Annotated in this window: 18 protein-coding genes; 10 read left to right on the top strand and 8 right to left on the bottom strand. The window is 64.4% G+C overall.

Going from position 1 to position 15,495, the window contains the following annotated elements; all coding sequences use genetic code 11:
* The first annotated feature begins 161 nt into the window (after nt 1-161).
* The 5 genes from NKH02_RS32535 (at nt 162) to NKH02_RS32515 (ending at nt 5,957) form a co-directional block, all read left to right on the top strand.
* Nucleotides 162-995 (top strand): ATP-binding cassette domain-containing protein, encoded by an 834-nt coding sequence (locus NKH02_RS32535; protein ID WP_352883884.1) that lies wholly within the window; start codon nt 162-164, stop codon nt 993-995.
* A complete protein-coding gene (locus NKH02_RS32530) occupies nt 992-2,251 on the top strand; it encodes a sugar ABC transporter permease (RefSeq protein ID WP_352873492.1) in 1,260 nt (419 codons plus the stop codon). The genes NKH02_RS32535 and NKH02_RS32530 overlap by 4 nt, the downstream gene beginning before the upstream one ends.
* 22 nt (nt 2,252-2,273) lie before the next feature.
* A complete protein-coding gene (locus NKH02_RS32525; protein WP_352873493.1) occupies nt 2,274-3,002 on the top strand; it encodes an SDR family oxidoreductase in 729 nt (242 codons plus the stop codon).
* A gap of 182 nt (nt 3,003-3,184) precedes the next feature.
* The gene (locus tag NKH02_RS32520) at nt 3,185-4,786 is read left to right on the top strand and encodes an FGGY-family carbohydrate kinase (RefSeq protein ID WP_352883882.1); all 1,602 of its coding nucleotides are present in this window, start codon (nt 3,185-3,187) and stop codon (nt 4,784-4,786) included.
* Between the two features lie 139 nt (nt 4,787-4,925).
* Complete coding sequence (locus NKH02_RS32515; protein ID WP_352883880.1) at nt 4,926-5,957, top strand: cupin domain-containing protein; 1,032 nt, start codon at nt 4,926-4,928, stop codon at nt 5,955-5,957.
* Between the two features lie 18 nt (nt 5,958-5,975).
* Here the strand turns inward: NKH02_RS32515 and dinB are convergent, their stop codons facing one another.
* On the bottom strand, nt 5,976-7,223 hold the full coding sequence (gene dinB, locus NKH02_RS32510) for a DNA polymerase IV (protein WP_352883877.1): 1,248 nt from the start codon (nt 7,221-7,223) through the stop codon (nt 5,976-5,978).
* 355 nt (nt 7,224-7,578) lie between these two features.
* On the bottom strand, nt 7,579-7,995 hold the full coding sequence (locus NKH02_RS32505) for a winged helix-turn-helix transcriptional regulator (protein ID WP_352873498.1): 417 nt from the start codon (nt 7,993-7,995) through the stop codon (nt 7,579-7,581).
* Between the two features lie 111 nt (nt 7,996-8,106).
* On the opposite strand from NKH02_RS32505, the gene NKH02_RS32500 reads away from it, so the two are divergent.
* Nucleotides 8,107-8,694 carry a dihydrofolate reductase family protein gene (locus NKH02_RS32500; protein ID WP_352883875.1) on the top strand — a complete coding sequence of 196 codons (588 nt, stop codon included), beginning with the start codon at nt 8,107-8,109 and terminating at the stop codon, nt 8,692-8,694.
* Between the two features lie 15 nt (nt 8,695-8,709).
* Here the strand turns inward: NKH02_RS32500 and NKH02_RS32495 are convergent, their stop codons facing one another.
* The 4 genes from NKH02_RS32495 to ada form a co-directional block, all read right to left on the bottom strand.
* Nucleotides 8,710-9,453: a 2OG-Fe(II) oxygenase gene (locus NKH02_RS32495; RefSeq protein ID WP_352883873.1), complete on the bottom strand. Its 744-nt coding sequence runs from the start codon at nt 9,451-9,453 to the stop codon at nt 8,710-8,712.
* On the bottom strand, nt 9,450-9,623 hold the full coding sequence (locus NKH02_RS32490) for a methylated-DNA--[protein]-cysteine S-methyltransferase (RefSeq protein WP_352883871.1): 174 nt from the start codon (nt 9,621-9,623) through the stop codon (nt 9,450-9,452). Before NKH02_RS32490 ends, NKH02_RS32495 begins: the two co-directional genes overlap by 4 nt.
* Nucleotides 9,624-9,917: 294 nt before the next feature.
* Nucleotides 9,918-10,145: a hypothetical protein gene (locus NKH02_RS32485; protein ID WP_352883869.1), complete on the bottom strand. Its 228-nt coding sequence runs from the start codon at nt 10,143-10,145 to the stop codon at nt 9,918-9,920.
* Nucleotides 10,146-10,157: 12 nt separating this feature from the next.
* The gene (gene ada / locus NKH02_RS32480; RefSeq protein WP_352873509.1) at nt 10,158-11,288 is read right to left on the bottom strand and encodes a bifunctional DNA-binding transcriptional regulator/O6-methylguanine-DNA methyltransferase Ada; all 1,131 of its coding nucleotides are present in this window, start codon (nt 11,286-11,288) and stop codon (nt 10,158-10,160) included.
* Between the two features lie 117 nt (nt 11,289-11,405).
* Between ada and NKH02_RS32475 the strand changes: the two genes are divergently transcribed.
* Nucleotides 11,406-11,702 carry a type II toxin-antitoxin system HigB family toxin gene (locus NKH02_RS32475; protein WP_352873502.1) on the top strand — a complete coding sequence of 99 codons (297 nt, stop codon included), beginning with the start codon at nt 11,406-11,408 and terminating at the stop codon, nt 11,700-11,702.
* The gene (locus tag NKH02_RS32470; protein WP_352873503.1) at nt 11,702-12,100 is read left to right on the top strand and encodes a helix-turn-helix domain-containing protein; all 399 of its coding nucleotides are present in this window, start codon (nt 11,702-11,704) and stop codon (nt 12,098-12,100) included. Before NKH02_RS32475 ends, NKH02_RS32470 begins: the two co-directional genes overlap by 1 nt.
* A 44-nt stretch (nt 12,101-12,144) precedes the next feature.
* On the opposite strand, the gene NKH02_RS32465 is transcribed toward NKH02_RS32470, so the two are convergent.
* The gene (locus NKH02_RS32465) at nt 12,145-12,837 is read right to left on the bottom strand and encodes a winged helix-turn-helix transcriptional regulator (RefSeq protein ID WP_352873504.1); all 693 of its coding nucleotides are present in this window, start codon (nt 12,835-12,837) and stop codon (nt 12,145-12,147) included.
* Nucleotides 12,838-13,014: 177 nt separating this feature from the next.
* Here NKH02_RS32465 and NKH02_RS32460 point away from each other — a divergent pair, with 177 nt between their 5' ends.
* Both NKH02_RS32460 and NKH02_RS32455 read left to right on the top strand, forming a co-directional pair.
* Complete coding sequence (locus NKH02_RS32460) at nt 13,015-13,341, top strand: DUF1330 domain-containing protein (RefSeq protein WP_352873506.1); 327 nt, start codon at nt 13,015-13,017, stop codon at nt 13,339-13,341.
* Between the two features lie 163 nt (nt 13,342-13,504).
* Complete coding sequence (locus NKH02_RS32455) at nt 13,505-14,005, top strand: hypothetical protein (RefSeq protein WP_502911080.1); 501 nt, start codon at nt 13,505-13,507, stop codon at nt 14,003-14,005.
* 65 nt (nt 14,006-14,070) lie between these two features.
* Here the strand turns inward: NKH02_RS32455 and NKH02_RS32450 are convergent, their stop codons facing one another.
* A complete protein-coding gene (locus tag NKH02_RS32450) occupies nt 14,071-15,060 on the bottom strand; it encodes a phosphatase PAP2 family protein (RefSeq protein WP_352883866.1) in 990 nt (329 codons plus the stop codon).
* Nucleotides 15,061-15,495 lie beyond the last annotated feature (435 nt).

Genomic DNA, 15,495 nt, shown 5'->3' with positions numbered 1-15,495 from the left:
TGTTTTAAACTTCACCACGCGGCGTGTTGGTTTAGGGGGTCGGCTCAAAGATGTTGGCCTGCGGGAATGGCCCGCGACCCTTGCCCGCTCCGTTGTCTGGCCACCCGCGGGGGGGCATGACAGCGCTCAATCCTCGAACCGGTTTTTGAAAGGTCTCTGGCATGATCGACACCCCCGACGAACCGGTTCCGGTAGGTGAGCTGGTGCTCAGCCTGCGCGGCATTTCGAAGCATTTCGGCGCCGTCTCGGCGCTCACCGACATCGATCTCGACGTCCATGCCGGCGAGGTGGTGGCGTTGGTCGGCGACAATGGCGCTGGCAAGTCGACGCTGGTCAAGATCCTTGCCGGCGTGCATCAGCCGAGCTCGGGCAGCATCAGCTATCGCGGCAAGCAGGTGACGCTGGCCGACCCGAGTGCGGCATTGACGCTCGGCATCGCCACCGTGTTCCAGGACCTGGCGCTGTGCGAGAACCTCGACATCGTCGCCAACATTTTCCTCGGCCGCGAGCTCAGCCCGCTGCGGCTGGACGAGGTGGCGATGGAAGTCCGCGCCTGGACGCTGCTCAACGAGCTGTCGGCGCGCATCCCCAGTGTCCGCGAAGTCGTCGCCTCACTGTCGGGCGGCCAGCGCCAGACGGTGGCGATCGCCCGCTCGCTGCTGCTCGAACCCAAGCTCATCTTGCTCGACGAGCCGACGGCGGCGCTCGGTGTGGCGCAGACGGCGGAAGTGCTCAATCTGATCGAGCGGGTGCGCGACCGTGGCCTCGGCGTCGTCATCATCAGCCACAATATGGAAGACGTGCGCGCTGTCGCCGACCGCATCGTCGTGCTGCGGCTTGGCCGCAACAACGGCATCTTCTCCCCCGATGCCTCGAACCAGGAACTGGTCAGCGCCATCACCGGCGCGTCGAACAATTCGGTGTCGCGGCGCGCCGAGCGCAGACAGTCCCAGCAAACTCCCCGGCAGGATCAGACCCAGGAGCCACGCCCATGAACCGCGACGTGCAACAAGCTGCCCCAGTCGCACCGCAGCTCGACCGCGCCGATGTGCGCGTCAAGCATGAGGTCGGCCTAAGCGGCGCCATCCGCAGGTTCTTCGACCGGGTCCGCTCCGGCGATCTCGGCTCGCTGCCGGTGATCGTCGGACTGGTCATCATCTGGACGGTGTTCGCCAGCATCAACCCGATCTTCCTGTCGAGCAGCAATCTGGTCAATTTGCTGTTCGATTGCTCGACCGTAGGCGTCATCGCACTCGGCATCGTCTGCGTCCTGATGGTCGGCGAGATCGACCTGTCGGTCGGCTCGATCAGCGGCTTTGCCTCGGCGATGGTCGGCACGCTGTGGGTCAACCAGGGCTGGCCGGTGGCGCTCGCCATCCTCGCCGCTATAGCCGTCGGCGGCTTCATCGGCGCGCTCTACGCGCTGCTGTTCAACCGGCTCGGCATGCCGAGCTTCGTCTCGACGCTGGCTGGCCTGCTGGCGGTGCTTGGCCTGCAGCTCTACATCCTCGGCTCGACCGGCTCGATCAACCTGCCCTACGGCTCGAACCTGGTGAATTTCGGCCAGCTGCTGGTGATGCCGAAGTTCGTTTCCTTCGGACTGGCGGCCTTGCCGGGCATCGTCATGCTGATCGCCGGCCTGCGCACCGTCGCGCGCCGCCGTGCCGCCAATCTCTCGGCGCCGTCGACCGGCGGGCTCATCACGCGGGCGATCGTCATCACGGTCATTCTCGAACTCATCGTCTTCTATCTCAACCAGGCGCGCGGCATTCCGTGGATGTTCGGCCTGTTCGTCGGTCTGGTCATCGCCATGCACTATGCGCTGACGCGGACGAAATGGGGCCGCTCGATGTCGGCGGTCGGCGGCAACCGCGAGGCGGCACGGCGCGCCGGCATCAATGTGCGGCTGATCTATTCCAGCGCCTTCGTGCTGTGCTCGATGCTGGCTGCTTTCGGCGGCGTGCTTTCGGCGGCCCGCCTTGCCTCGGCCAGCCAGCAGGCCGGCACCGGCGACGTCAACCTCAACGCCATCGCGGCGGCCGTCATCGGCGGCACCAGCCTGTTCGGCGGCCGCGGCAGCGCCTATTCGGCACTGCTCGGCATCATCGTCATCCAGTCGATCGCCAGCGGCCTGACGCTGCTCGATCTGTCCTCGTCGCTTCGGTACATGATCACCGGCGCCGTGCTTGCCATCGCGGTCATCGTCGACTCGCTGGCACGCCGCTCGCGTGTCTCGCATGGCCGGGCCTGAACCCATCAACAGGAAGCAAGACATGAGCGAAGAACTGTCCGGAAAAGTTGCCGCCGTCACCGGCGCGGCGTCAGGCATCGGCCTCGAATGCGCCAGGCACATGCTGGCGGCCGGCGCCACCGTGGTGCTGGTCGACCGCGCCGAAGCGACGCTGACCAAACTGTGCGCCGAGCTTGGCCCCAAGGCGATCCCGCTGGTAATCGACCTGGTGCAGCCGGCGAGCGTCGCCACCATGATGCCGCAAATCCTGGAGAAGGCCGGCCAGCTCGATATCTTCCATGCCAATGCCGGCGCCTATGTCGGCGGCGAGGTGGCGAACGGCGATCCCGACGTCTGGGACCGCATGCTCAACCTCAACATCAACGCCTGCTTCCGCTCGATCCAGGCGGTGCTGCCGCACATGATCGAACGCAAGACCGGCGACATCATCGTCACCAGCTCGATCGCCGGGTTGGTCCCGGTGGTCTGGGAGCCGATCTACACGGCCTCCAAACACGCCGTGCAGGCCTTCGTCCACACGGTGCGCCGGCAGGTCGCCAAGCATGGCCTGCGCGTCGGCGCCGTGGCGCCGGGTCCGGTGGTGACGGCGCTGGTCGACGACTGGCCGAAGGCCAAGCTCGAGGAAGAACTCGCCGCCGGCGGCCTGATGCAGCCGCGCGAAGTGGCCGAGGCCGTGATGTTCATGCTGACCCGCCCGCGCAACGTGACGATCCGGGATTTGGTGATTTTGCCGCAGAGCAATGACCTTTAAGTGAGTAGCGAATAGGGAGTAGCGAATAGGCAGTAGGCAGTAGGCAGTAGGGAAGATGTAGACACAGTCTTACAGGCCGGATCAAAAACTCTTCGCGCGTCCTATCCCTACTAACTAATCTCCTACTGCCTACTGCCTACTGCCTACTGCCTACTGCCTATTCCCCGAACCGGAGGTTCCCCATGCCCCACTATCTCGGCATCGACGTCGGCACCGGCAGCGCGCGGGCCGGGGTGTTCGACCACACGGGAAACTTGCTTGCCTCGGCCAAGCAGGACATCGAGGTCTGGCGCGAGGCAGGCGACATTGTCGAGCAGTCGAGCAACGACATCTGGAGCGCGGTGTGCACCGCCACCCGCGCCGCTGTCGCTGAAGCCGGCATAGCGTCGGAGGCGATCGCCGGCATCGGCTTCGACGCCACCTGTTCGCTGGTGGTGCTGGGCGAGGGCGGCTTGCCGTTGCCGGTTGGCCCGTCCGGCAATGCCGAACGCAACATCATCGTCTGGATGGACCACCGCGCGGTCGAGCAGACGCGCCGCATCAACCGCGGCGGCGAAGCGGTGCTGAACTATGTCGGCGGCGTCATCTCGCCGGAGATGGAAACGCCGAAACTCCTGTGGCTGGCGGAAAACCTGCCCGCCACTTTCAACGCCGCATGGCAGTTCATGGACCTCGCCGACTTCCTCACCTGGCGGGCGACCGGCAGCCTTGCGCGATCTGTGTGCACGGTGACCTGCAAATGGACGTATCTGGCGCATGAGAGTCGCTGGGACGAGGCCTATTTCCGCAAGATCGGCCTTGGCGCTCTGGCCGACGAGGGCTTCGCGCGTATCGGCACGCAGATTGTGCCGGCGGGTGCCGCGCTCGGCGGCGGACTGACCGCGCAGGCGGCAGCGGACCTTGGTCTCCGCCCCGGCATCGCGGTGGCGGCCGGGCTGATCGATGCGCATGCCGGCGGCGTCGGCACGGTCGGCGCGCGTGGCGAGTTCGGCAGTGTTCTGTCGCGTATGGCCTATGTCTTCGGCACCTCGGCCTGCACCATGTCGTCGACCGCGCAACCTGCCTTCGTAGACGGCGTCTGGGGTCCGTATTTCTCGGCCATGGTGCCGGGCCTGTGGTTGAACGAGGGCGGCCAATCGGCGGCCGGTGCGGCCATCGACCATCTGGTGCGCATGCACCCGGCGGCCGGCGAAGCGACCGCCAAGGCGCAGGCCGAGGGCCTCAGCCTGAGCGCCTGGCTGTCGCTGCAAGCGCAAAGCCGCAACGGGGCCGCGGCAACGCCGGCGCTGGTCGGCGGCATCCATGTGGTGCCAGAATTCCTCGGCAACCGCGCGCCTTTCGCCGATCCGGACGCACGCGCGCTGATTGCCGGGCTCGATCTCGACACCAGCCTCGACAGCCTGGTCGCGCTCTATGTCGCCGGCGTCTGCGGGCTCGGCTACGGCGCTCGCCAGATCGTGCGAGCCGAGCATGAGAAAGGCATCGCCGTCGACACCATCGTCGTCAGCGGCGGCGCCGGGCAGAGCCCGCTGGTGCGCCAGCTGCTGGCCGATACGACAGGCATGGTGGTGGTGGCATCGACCTCGCCGGAGCCGGTGCTGCTCGGCTCGGCGATGCTGGGTGCGGTCGCCGCCGGAACATACAAGGATGTGGCGGCGGCCATGGCCGGCATGTCGGAACTCGGCGAGGTCTATCATCCCGACGCTACGCTGGCCGGCTGGCATGCCAAGCGCTTCGCCGCGTTCGAGCTGCTGCAGCAGGCCGGCAAGGCCATCCGAGGTTGAAGCGAGCGGCTCCTGTCGGGCTCTGTCAGGAACGTGGCGAACACCGCTTGGCTACGATGTAGGAAGCTGGCAGCTTTGCTCTGTCGTGGACGCTCCTGCGGCTTGCGACGAGGGCAGGGCGACAGAACCAGGAGGCCGTATGGCAGACGAAGCGAAAGCGCCCGTGCCATTCGCATCGGATGAGGTGCCGTGGACGGAATGGTCCGATGTGCCGCGCTTCGGCGTGCGCTACCGGCATTTGTCGTTGGCCGCTCTCGGCGAAAACCACCATGTCGGCGTGGCGATCGAGGAGTTGCCGGTGGGCAAGCAGACCTCGCCGGCGCATTACCATATCCTCGAGGAAGAGCATGTCTTCATCCTCGAAGGGATACTCACCGCTTATGTCGGCGACGCCGCCTATGTCATGAAGTCCGGCGACTATATCTGCTTTCCGGCAGGTGCCGCGGCGGGGCATTGCCTGATCAACACCAGCGCTGCGCCGTGCCGTTATGTCATCGTCGGCGAGCGCAACCCGAACGACGTGGTCGTCTACACCGCCTCCAACAAGGTGCTGGTGCGCGCGCTGGGCAGTCGCGCGATCTTCGATCTCGCGGCGACCCGAAGCTACTGGGACGGCGAGAACACCGGCCTTGCCGCCGGCGATCCGTTGCCGTCGAATGGGACGGCCGGTGTCGCCAAACCCCCGGCAGCGCCGATCCCGGCGATCGCCAGCGATACCGTCGAATGGAAGGTCGAAGGCGAAGGCCCTCGGTTCGGCGGCCGGTCCAGGCACCTGACCCATGCGGCTCTGGGGCGGTCCGATTATCATGTCGGCATGCTGATCGAGGCGCCGGCCCCCGGCATGCGCCTGGCGCCCCGGCACTACCACATGCTCGAAGAGGAGCACGCGCTGATCCTGGAAGGGCAGGTGGCGCTGCTGCTTGGCGAGGAGCGCCACGAGATGAAGGCCGGCGACTATGCCTGCTTTCCCGCCGGCCGGCCGGTTGGTCATTCCTTCCTCAACAGCGGCACCGGGCCGTGCCGCTATCTGATGATCGGCGAGCACAATCCCAATGAGGTCTGCGTCTATCCCGATTCCAACAAGATGGGGGTCGACGCCTTGCGCCGGCGCGACGGCATTTTCGACATGGCAGCGGTGCGACGGTACTGGGATGGCGAAGAGACGCAATAGCGCCCGGCTGTCTCGGCCTCACAATTCCTTCTCCGCCAGTTCCCTGAACTCGTCGGGCACCGAGCGCGCTGCTTCCAGCGCCACCGTGCCGTAGCCGACCGCCTGTTTGCCGAAGCGTTCGCGGATCTTGTCGATGGCGCGGTCGGCGTCGAAGCGTGCCAGGCCTTTCCTGGTACCGGGCCGGCGTTTCTCATCGGCGAGGCCGAGGGGCAGTTCGAGCTGCAGCTCGAAGCTTTCCTCGAGATGTGAGACCGAGATCGCGAGCAGGGAGATCAGCTTCTCGTGCGGATGGTCGGCGAGCACGCCGCGCACCAGGTCGCCGGCGATCTCGGCCAGCATGGTTGTCGCCGAGATCGGCTGGTCGAGCGTGATCGAGCGCGTGACGGCGCTGAGATCGGCAAAGCGCACGCGCACGGTCACGGTGCGGCCGGGCCTCGCCTTGGCGCGCAACCGGCTGGCGACACGGTCGGCCAGGTGCAGCAAAGTGGGCACGATGACCCGCGCCACGGCCGGCTTCTGGCCAAGCGCCGATTGCGCGCCGGCCGAGTGCGCGCGGCGCTTCGTCTCCAGCTTGCGCGGGTCGCGGTTCCACGACAGCGCGGCGAGTTTTTCGCCGGCGGCGGGACCGAGCAGCCGCGTCAGCGCGCCGCTGTGGGTCCGGGCCAGCTGGCCGATGGTCTCGACGCCGATCTCGGCCAGCCGCGCCCTGGTCGCCGGGCCGACGCCCCACATCAAGCCGACCGGCAGATCGTGCAGGAAGGCAAGCTCGCTGCCGGGGTCGACGACCACCAGCCCGTCGGGCTTGGCGACCTGCGAGGCGATCTTGGCCAGATGCTTGGTGCGCGCCACGCCGATCGAGATCGGCAGGCCGAGTTCGGCCCGCACGCGGCGGCGGATGGTCGTGGCGATCTCTTCTGGCTGCCCGAACAAATGCGTGCAGCCGGCGACATCGGCAAAGGCCTCGTCGATGGAGATGCGCTCGACCAATGGGGTGAAATCGTCGAGCACCTTGATCGCCGCGTCGCCCAGCCGCTGGTAGTGGTTGAAATTGCCGCCGACGAAGATCAGCTGCGGGCAGAGCTCGCGCGCCTTGCGTCCCGGCATGCCGCCACGCACGCCGAAGGCGCGCGCCTCATAGGAGGCAGCGAGCACAACACCGCCACCGACCGCGATCGGCTTGCCGCGCAGCGACGGGTCGAGCAACTGCTCGACCGAGGCGTAGAAGGCGTCGAGATCGGCATGCAGGATGGTGGCTGTCGTTTCCATCCGGCCGCATATCCAACGTTGCTGATAGACCTGAACAAATAGAGAACAAAAGGGGGTGATTTGTCAAGCGGAGAGCGGTTTGCGGAATGCCTGGTGAGGTAATCGCTCTCGGTTCGAATGCGTCGCCAAAACCGCAGCGGTAGCGCTGCCCCTCACCTGCCTGCCGGCATCCTCTCCCCGGAGAGGGGCGCTCTCATCGACGGTTTCGCCAACCACCAGCGTTGCAAAAATGGATGCCGGCGTTGCGGCCAGCCCCCTTCTCCCCGTCGCTATACGGGGAGAAGTGCCCGGCAGGGCGATGAGGGGCGGCGGCCACCTTGCAGAGGAGAGTGGTGCTGTTCACGGACCGCGACTACTAGCCAACATGCTCCGCTCGCAACGCCGCCTTCATTCGTTCCAGTTCGGGCTCGCCGCCCGCCGCCAGCTCGTCGGCGATCCGCGCCAGTCTGTCGTCGGCACTACGGTGCTTGCTGCCCCATGCGCCAAGCGTGGCCAGCACGGGCAGCAGGTCGATGCCGGCCTCGGTCAGCCGATAGACAGTCTTCAGCCCATGCGTCGGGTCCTCGCTGCGGGTAAGGATGCCTTCCTGCTGCAGCGTCTGCAGCCGCTCGGCCAGCGTGCGCGACGAGATGCCTTCGTCGGACTGCAGGAATTCGCGAAAATGCTTTTTCCCGGCGAAGACCAGGTCGCGAATGATGAGCAGCGTCCAGCGGTCGCCGAGCAGTTCCAGCGACAGGTTGATCGGGCAGCCTGATTTTTCACGGGTCGACATTTCTATGCTTCCATTTTTAAATCGCTTTACTATTGACATCATTTTTACCTTGGGTCAATGGTTCCGAAAGTAAACCAAATTTCTTTCGAGCCTGACGACCGGGAGACGACAATGAAAAAGCTGATCCTGCAGATGCAGATGTCGGTCGACGGTTTTGTCGGCGCCAATGAGGACCACCGCTGGCAGCTCTGGGGGTGGGGCGACGATATCGGCTGGGACGAGGTGCTGAAGCAGGATTTCAACGCCGTCTTTTCCGGCATCGACACCATCCTCCTCAGCCGCAAGATGGCGGAGGAAGGCTATCTCAGCCATTGGAGCAAGGCAGCGAAGAAGTTTCCGCGCGACCCGTTCTATGCTTTCGCGCAACGCGTCGTCGACGCCCAGAAGGTGGTGCTGAGCGACAAGCTTGAGCAATCGGCGTGGGAGCGCACGAGGCTGGCCAGCGGCGACCTGACGCGCGAAATCAATACGCTGAAGGCGGGCGAAGGCGGTGACATGGCCGTCTTCGGCGGCGCCGGTTTCGCCTCGGCGCTGATCGCGGCCGGGCTGGTCGACGAGTTCCAGCTGTTCATCAACCCGGCGGTGCTGGGTGCCGGACGCCGCATCTTCGACCAGGGCGGTTTCCAAAACTTGGCGCTGCTCGGCTCGAAGGCCTATGCCTGCGGCTTGGTGATCAACCGCTATGCTCCGGCGGGGTGAGGCGGCTCACCATCTTCACTTCGCATCGTGAAAAATAATGCCGACCGTGTGGCGCGTGCCGGAGCGCAGCCGGCTGACGCCGTGGCGCAGATTGACGCGGTAATTGCCCTTGGTTCCCTGCACCGGCCGGTTGTGGACGGCGAAGACAACGGCGTCGCCCTGGCGCAGCGGCACCACCTCGACCCGGCTCTGCATGCGCGGCCGCTGTTCGGTCAGCGCGAACTCGCCGCCGGTGAAATCCTGGCCCGGCTCGGAAAGCAGGATCGCCACCTGCAGCGGGAAGGCGAGATCGCCATAGAGGTCCTGATGCAGGCAGTTGTAGTCGCCAGGCACATATTGCAGCAACAGCGGCGTCGGCCGCGTCTGGCCCGCGGCATGACACTGCTCGAGAAAGGCGGCATGGGTCGCGGGATAGCGCGTGGCCTGCCCCATGCGCTCGTTCCAGCGGTTGGCGACCTCGGCCAGCCTGGGATAGAGCGCGCTGCGCAGGCCGCCGAGCAGGTCCGGCAAGGGATAATGGAAATAGCGGTACTCGCCCTTGCCGAAGCCGTGCCTGGCCATATGGATGTGGCTGCGGAAATGCGTCTCATCCGAATAGAGGCCGGCGATCCGCCGGCACTCCTGAGGCGACAGCAGCTTTTCGATCACCGCACAGCCGAAGCCGTCGAGTTCGGCGGCAAGCGCCGGCCAGTCGTAACCGGCGACGCGTGTCTCGGCGGCTTCGACGACCGATTTGGCAACCTTGGCATGAGCGTTCATATCGTAGCCTCCTTGTCGAGCAGAGCGCGTTTGCGTTCGACGCCCCAGCGATAGCCGGACAGCGTGCCGTCGGCGCGGACGACGCGATGGCAGGGAATGCAGAGCGCGATGGTGTCGAGGGCGGCATGGGCGGTCGCCGGTGCGGCTATTTGAGTTTGCATGAGGTTCATTGCCTTTACTCCTTTGTCTGTGCCTGAACCCTAGTCACGTGCAGGTTGGCGCTCACTCCGGTGCTTGCTTTCAAATTCGAAACTCAAAGGTAGGCGCTCTACGGCGCCCCCCTCTGTCCTGCCGGACATCTCCCCCACGGGTGGGGAGATCGGCTGTCGCCATGACCTTCGCCAATCTCGAATGTTGCAAGAAGAGAGCCGGCGCCTGAGCTGCCGATCTCCCCGGTCCAAACACCCCCTTGCGGGGGAGATGTCCGGCAGGACAGAGGGGGCGCCGTAGAGCGCTGACGGTGCTCATGCGACACGGGTGACAGCGAGTTCTCCAAGCACAAATACCTCACCAGTCAACAGCCTCAACTCGATCTCGCCGGTCGCGGTGCGGCTCCACTCGGCTCTGCCGTCATCGACAAGCGTGCCGATGGCCACCATCACCCGTGACTTCGCGTCCTGGGCGTGGCGGCTGGTCACCTCGCCGTTGCGGGTCTGGCTGTTCGCATGGCGAGACCTTGCCATCGCGCGCATCGCGGGTCCTCGTCAGGCCCGCGAAGGCCGGTATGTGGGTGTCTTCACCACGTCCGATCCGACAGCCGCCTCACGGTCGAGGAGCGCGCGCTTGCGCTCCGCGCCCCAGGCGTAGCCGGACAGGGCGCCGTCCTTGCGGATCACGCGATGGCAGGGAATGGCGATGGCGAGATTGTTGGCGGCGCAGGCGGCGGCGATGGCGCGGGTCGCCTTTGGCGTGCCGATGCGTTCTGCAATCTCGGCATAGGAGACAGTCTGGCCGACGGGGATGTCCTGCAAGGCCTGCCAGACGCGCTGCTGGAAGGCGGTGCCGCGCACGTCGAGCGGCAGGTCGAGGCCGAGTGCCGGCACTTCCACGAAACCGACGACGCGGGCGACCAGCATCTCATAGTCACGGTCGCCGCCGATCAACCGTGCCTTGGGGAAGCGGTCCTGCAGGTCGCGCACCAGCACGTCGGGATCGTCGCCGAGCAGGATCGAGGCGACGCCTTTTTGGCTCGAGGCGACCAGGAGGGTGCCGAGCGAGGATTCGCCGACGGCGAAGCGGATCTCCTCTTGGGCACCGCCGGCGCGATAGCGCGTCGGCGTCATGCCGAGCATGCCGGTCGATTTCTCGTAGAAGCGTCCGCTCGAATTGAAGCCGGCATCGTAAATCGCCGTCGTCACGCTGGCGCCGTCTTCCAGGCTCTGGCGGACCCTGGCGGCGCGGTGCGCGGCCGCATAGTCCTTCGGCGTCACCCCGGTGACGGCCTTGAAGATGCGGTGGAAGTAGCCGGTGCTGCGGCCGGCGGCATCAGCCAGTTCAGCCAGCGACGGTTCTTCCTCGCTCTGCTCGATCCCGCGGCAGGCGTCGGCGACCATCGCGGCGTTGCCGGCCTCGGGCGACGGGCCATCCGGATTGCAGCGCCGGCACGGGCGAAAGCCGGTCGCCCTGGCCTGTTCCAGCGTGCCGTGCAACCGCACATTCCTGGGGTTGGCGCACCGCGACGGGCAGGAGGGCCGGCAATAGACGCCGGTCGTCGCCACCGAATACCAGAACTCGCCGTCTGCCGATTTGTCGCGCGCGACAATGCGCGCCCATCGCGGATCGTCGGCGACCGGCAGCGGCGCGGATTTCAGATTTTTGGGCAGGGTGATGAACATGGCCGCATTGAAGCCGCCAAAAGCCGGTCCCGCCACCCGTTTCCTGCCAACAGTCAGGAGGTCTTCCCAATCTGGGAATCCTCTTGTTCCCAATCTGGGAATTTGCTATATCTGGCCATGCAGATAATCGCCAAGAAAGCGCTGAAGGATTTTTGGGCCAAACACAATCAGGCCGAAGCTCCTTTGACGGCTTGGTATGTGGCTGTGGGCAATGCCGACTGGAAGACCCCGGCTGACATCAAGAATGCATTTGGAGCGACGGTTGATTTCGTGGGCGACAATCGCGTCATTTTCGATATTGGCGGCAACAAGTACCGCTTGATTGCCCACGTCGCCTACAAGTTTCACCGCGTTCTGATCAAATTCGTCGGGACGCACAAAGAGTATGACAGGATTGATCCGGAGAAGGTGTGATGGAAAACATTCGACCCATTAAGACCGAAGCCGACTACGATTGGGCGATCGCCGAAATCAGCAGGTATTTCGAGAATGAGCCGGAGGTCGGCACTCCCGATGGTGACCGCTTCGACGTTCTCGCAACTCTGATCGAGGCTTATGAGGATGAGCATTATCCGATCGAAGCACCCGATCCCGTTGAAGCTATTCGTTCGCACATGGAACTGTTCAACCTGTCGCGAAAGGCTCTGGCCGAGGTGATCGGATCATCGCCTCGGGCGACCGAGGTGCTGAACAGAAAGCGCGCACTCACCCTGGATATGGTCTTCAAACTGAACAAGGAATGGAACATTCCCGCCGAAGTCCTCGTGCAACCCTATCACCTTGCAAATGACAGGGAGCGCAAGCGCGCCTAAGCTTCGGTCGGGCTCGTGGGCATGTTTGGGGTGTCCCGGCTCTCCTATGCCGCGCGTTTGGGCTCCACGGCGAACGGGCTGAGCCCGAGCCAGGTCTGCATCTTCCTGCCGATGGCCTGGTCGCCGGTCAGGGCAACCTTCGCGCCGGCCTTCTCGACGGTCAGCAATCCCATCCAGATCGCCGTCATCGTGTGCAGGTCGGTCGAGACGTAGAGGTCGACGTCGAAGCCCGGATCGTACCAGCACAGATCGACCTCGCCGTGCTTCTCGACGATCAGCCACCACGACCGTTTGGACGCCGGTAGGTCCTGATACAGAAATTGTATCACCGTGCGCCCCTCGGGCAGCGGCGAGGGGTTCAAATTGCGCCGCATGTCCCACATCAGCAACGACGGATCGAGGTTCTTGAGCGACAGCCGGGACTCGACCCATTTCTGCCCCCAGAAGCCCATCGCCTCGACGACCGGGCGCAAGTCCCGGCCGGCCTCCGTCAGCCGATAGTCGAAGATCCCCTTCTCACCCTGGACCTCCTTGCGCTCGACGATCCCGGCGATCTCGAGCTCCTTCAGCCGTTGCGACAGAAGGGTCGGCGACATTTTGGGGACGCCGCGGCGCAGGTCGTTGAAGCGGGTCGAGCCCGCCACCAGTTCGCGCATCAGCACCATCGTCCAGCGGGTGCACAGCACCTCGGCGGCCATCGATAGCGGGCAGAACTGCTTGTATCCGTGCTGGGTCATGATTGGTGTTTCTCCCTCGATCGTTGGCCGAACATTAGCCCTTCGTGACTGAAGCGGCGAGTACAGAAACTGTACCGGCCTAGTACAGATCGCGGACTGGTTGGCGAGCGGCTTGCCATGCGAGCCCTTTTGCCGGTTGCACGGGATACCCCTGTGCGCCGCAACCAGGAGACTACCATGACCGCTTACGTTATCGCAGACATCAAGATAAGCGACCCGCAGTGGGTGCCGGCCTACGCCGCATCGGTGCACGACCTCGTCCACAAGCATGGCGGCAGGTATCTGTCGCGCAGCGGCAATGTGAAGACGCTTGAAGGCAAGCCGCTCGACACCACGCTGATCGCCCTGATGGCGTTCCCGTCGGAAGCGGCGGCCCGCGCCTTCACCAACGATCCGGCCTATGCGCCCTTCGTTTCGGCCCGTCAGGGCGGCAGCGAAAGCCGTTTCCAGCTGATCGACAACACCGATCTGGCCGGAACGATCCCGTATCTGCCGAAGGGATGACCGGCATCCCTGTCATCGTTTTCGGGATCTCCAAGCAGCAACAGTCACAGCGCTTGCCTGCCGGGCCTCCGTATTTTCGGCGGCCGGCCAGCTGTGCTTTTTCAAGAAGAATGGAATGAAGATGATATCGAATTTTCGCAACAGGCCGAATTTTCGGCTTGCCATGACCGGCGCCATGCTGGCTATCTGCACCACCTTCGCACAGGCGCATCAGGAAGCGGCCGCGCCGGCGTCCGGCCCCAATCCGCTGGCCGACAAGGTGCGAACCGCCAACAGCCGGTTTCTCGACGTCAAGGCTGCTACCTCAGAGGGCTATTCGCCCATTCCCTGCGCCAGCGGCATCACCGGTGGCGCCATGGGCATCCACTATGTCAACGGCCAGTATCTGAAGGACGACAAGATCGACATCGCCCGTCCCGAAGCCGTGATGTACGAGCCGATGGCCGACGGCACGCTGCAACTGGTGGCGGTCGAATACATCACCTCGAAGGGGCCGGCATCGTTGGACGGCCAGCTGTTCAACTTCAACAGCGCGCCCAATCGCTACGGCCTGGGTGAATTCCACGAACTGCATGTCTGGGCCTGGAAGGGCAACCCGACCGGCACTTTCGCCGACATGAATCCGAAAGTGTCATGCGAGCACGTGATGGCGCCCAGCCAGTAAGCGCCGGGCCAGCAAGCAATGAAGCCAGGCGGCGTCAATGCCGCCTGGCCGCGCTCCTCACGGCGTCAGACAGATACGGTCGCTATGACGCTTGATCCGGAACCGCCAATCCGACCTCGGTGATTTCGAGGCTGGCTTGCGGCAAGAGGGAGCGTCCCGTACCAGAGCAGGGACACGACAAGGATCGAGAGATAGCCATCCACGGCATAGTGCCAGCCGGTGTAAACCGAGCCGAACAGGATGAACGCCGCGAAGGACCAGCCTGCGATGGCCCACCGACGACCGAAGCCTGCCAGGAAGAACGCGTTGAGCGTGGCGATGGCGACGTGCATGCTTGGCATGGCGGAGATGCCGCCGCCCAGTTCCGGGCGGCCACTTTGGTAGGCTGCAAGCAGATAGTCGGCATAGACATGGACCGATGCGCCGTAGCCGTTCCGCGCCAGGGCGGTTCGCAGCCCGGCAAACCGGTCACCGCCGTAGAACTGGTCGTGGAATATCGGGCCGGTGGACGACAGCAGGGTCGCCAGAACGGTGCCGCACAGGATCGTTGTCAGCGCGAACGCCCATAGATAGCGCAAGCGCCTGGCCGGATCGTTCCAGAAGGCGACGAAGAGCACGGTGCCGAACCATTGCACGAGCCAGCCATATCCATAGCCGGCGAAAATGACGACCGAGACCGGTTCGGAAACGACGCTATGCGCCCATGCCCAGGGATCCGTGCCATGCAGCCGAAAATCAAGCTCCGCCAGGGCGCGGTCGGCGTAGAACGGCACGATGTCGGGAATGGCGACCTTCAAGGTGGTGAAGGCGCTGATGCCGAGAAAGAACAAAAGGATCACGGGTGCGGCTGTCAGCCAACGCTGCCCGAGCGTGTCGAAGATGAACCTTGTCGGGGTATGTCGGGCAAATGCCAGCGCCGCCACACCAAGGCCAGCCGCCAGAAGCGCGGGCAGGAAAAAGGCGAACGGCTCGGCATAGGATAGCGCCAGATGCAGGTAGCGATCCGGCCGCAGACAAAAAGCGGTCACGGCATAGATGAGACACAACGCAGTCAACAGCCAACCGCTCCTGATTGTCACGATGTCCAGGTCAAGGATGGCAGTTAAGCGGCTATTATAGCCGCGCTGCCCTGTGTGCGCATTCATCGAAGGACATCCCGCCAGTTGCCCGAAAGACTGTTATGGAGTATTTCGCTGATAAAGTATTACCATTCGGTTACACTCGAATTCAAGTAGATTTTTCTACGTTAGATAGTTATAATTCACAATTTATTGGCAAGGATTCGTTGACGAAGATGTTGCGCCGGCAACGCCCGGGATCGTCGCCGTCGCGCTGCCTTCTTGTCGTCAAGCTCCGATCACGATCGAAAGTGGGGGGGGCCCAGGGGGGGGGGGGGCGCCCGCGGTAATATGCGGTTTTTAAAAAAAAACCCCCCCACCCCCACACCGCAAAGAAGGGTTGCTGGGGTGGGGGTGTTTAAAAAAATTGTG

The organism is Mesorhizobium sp. M1396 (assembly GCF_040317725.1).
Taxonomy (GTDB): domain Bacteria; phylum Pseudomonadota; class Alphaproteobacteria; order Rhizobiales; family Rhizobiaceae; genus Mesorhizobium.
This window is presented reverse-complemented; position numbering and strand designations above follow the sequence as displayed.